At 74.3% G+C, this 1,888-nt stretch carries 2 protein-coding genes; both read left to right on the top strand.

The annotated features are described in order from the left end of the window. Nucleotides 1-945: enolase C-terminal domain-like protein (locus tag AB0J52_RS38550; protein WP_500187986.1), on the top strand; the 945-nt coding region annotated here is incomplete at its 5' end. Nucleotides 946-1,017: 72 nt separating this feature from the next. Then, the coding region (locus AB0J52_RS38545) for an SDR family oxidoreductase (RefSeq protein WP_500187984.1) at nt 1,018-1,888 on the top strand (871 nt) is incomplete at its 3' end.

The raw sequence follows: 1,888 nt of genomic DNA, 5'->3' as shown, positions 1-1,888 counted from the left end.
GGGCCCGCGCCGATCGCCGAACTGATCACCGGCACGCTCGCGCCGGTCGTCGCCGACGTCGGCGTGCTCGACGTCCCCGCCGCGCACGAGCGGATGTGCCGGGCCGTCCGCAACGCCGGCCGGCCCGGCGCGGCCTCGATGGCGATCTCCGCGGTCGACTGCGCCCTGTGGGACCTCAAGGCCCGGGTGCTCGGGGTGCCGCTGCACCGGCTGTTCGGCGCGGTCCGGCCGGACGTGCCGGTGTACGGGTCCGGCGGCTTCACCACCTACACCGACCGGCGGACCAGCGAGCAGCTCGAACACTGGGCGGGCCGGCAGGGCATCCCGCGCGTCAAGATCAAGATCGGTGAGTCGCGGGGGGCGCGGGAGGAGCGCGACCTCGCCCGCCTGCGCCTCGCCCGGCTCGCGGTCGGCCCGGACACCGAGCTGTACGCCGACGCCAACGGCGCCTACTCGGTCAAGCAGGCCGTCCGGGTGGCGCGGGCCGCCGAGCACGTGGGCCTGCGCTGGTTCGAGGAGCCCGTCTCGTCCGACGACCTGGCGGGGCTGCGCACCGTCCGGGACGCCGTCGAGTGCGAGGTCGCCGCCGGCGAGTACGGCTACGACCTGCCCTACTTCCGGGACCTGCTGCCCGTGGTCGACTGCCCGCAGGCCGACGTGACCCGCTGCGGCGGCTACACCGAGTTCCTCCGGATCGCCGGGCTCGCCCGCGCGTTCGGCCGCGACCTGTCCGGGCACTGCGCCCCGCACCTGCACGCGCCGGTGATGGCGGCGGTCCCGAACGCCCGGCACATCGAGTGGTTCCACGACCACGTCCGCATCGAGTCCCTGCTCTTCGACGGGTGCCTCAGCCCGGAGGGCGGGACGGTCCGTCCCCGTGACGACGCGCCGGGCCACGGCCTGGCCTTCCGCCGCGCGGACGCCGACGAGTACCGCGTCGCCTGACGTCGGGGAACGGACGCCCGGGGCTCCGTCCAGAAGCAAAGCTCGCACAGCTCGCACACTGAAGGGGAAGCCATGAAAGTCGTCGTAGTGACAGGAGCGACCGCGGGGGTGGGCCGCGCCGCGGCCCGCGCGTTCGCGAAGGAGGGGGCGAAGGTCGCCGTCATCGCCCGCGGCCGCGCCGGGCTTGACAGCGTCGCCGCCGAACTCGGCGACCAGGGCTTCCCGATCGAGGCCGACGTGGCCGACTTCCGGCAGGTCGCCGACGCCGCGCGGACGGTCGAGAAGGAGCTCGGGCCCATCGACGTCTGGGTCAACTGCGCCTTCACCTCGGTCTTCGCGCCGTTCACCGAGATCGAGCCGGAGGAGTACCGGCGCATCACCGAGGTGACCTACCTCGGCTACGCGCACGGCACCCGGGCCGCGCTGGACGTGATGCGGCCGCGCGGCCGGGGCGTGGTCGTCATGGTGGGGTCGGCGCTGGCGCACCGCGGGATCCCGCTGCAGTCCGGCTACTGCGGGGCCAAGCACGCCATCCAGGGCATGTACGAGTCGCTGCGCTGCGAGCTGATGCACGAGAAGAGCGGCGTCCAGGTCACGATGGTGCACCTGCCCGCCGTCAACACGCCCCAGTTCGGGTGGGTGCGGTCGCGGCTGCCGCGCAAGCCCCAGCCCGTCCCGCCGATCTACCAGCCGGAGGTCGCCGCCGAGGCGATCGTCTATGCGGCCCGCAATCCTCGCCGCCGGGAGTACTGGGTCGGGATGTCCACCGTCCTCACCCTCCTGGCCGACCGGATCGCGCCCGGCCTCCTCGACCGCTACCTGGCCCGCACCGGCTTCTCCAGCCAGCAGACCTCCGAGCGGACCGCCCCGGTCGAGGGCAACCTGTGGGAGCCGCGCGACGAGGACGAGGACGCGGGCGCGCACGGCCGGTTCGACGGCCGGG

It is taken from the genome of Spirillospora sp. NPDC049652, assembly GCF_040675125.1.
Lineage (GTDB): Bacteria > Actinomycetota > Actinomycetes > Streptosporangiales > Streptosporangiaceae > Spirillospora.
Note: the sequence above shows the minus strand (reverse complement) of the source record. Positions and strands in the feature narration are given on the sequence as shown.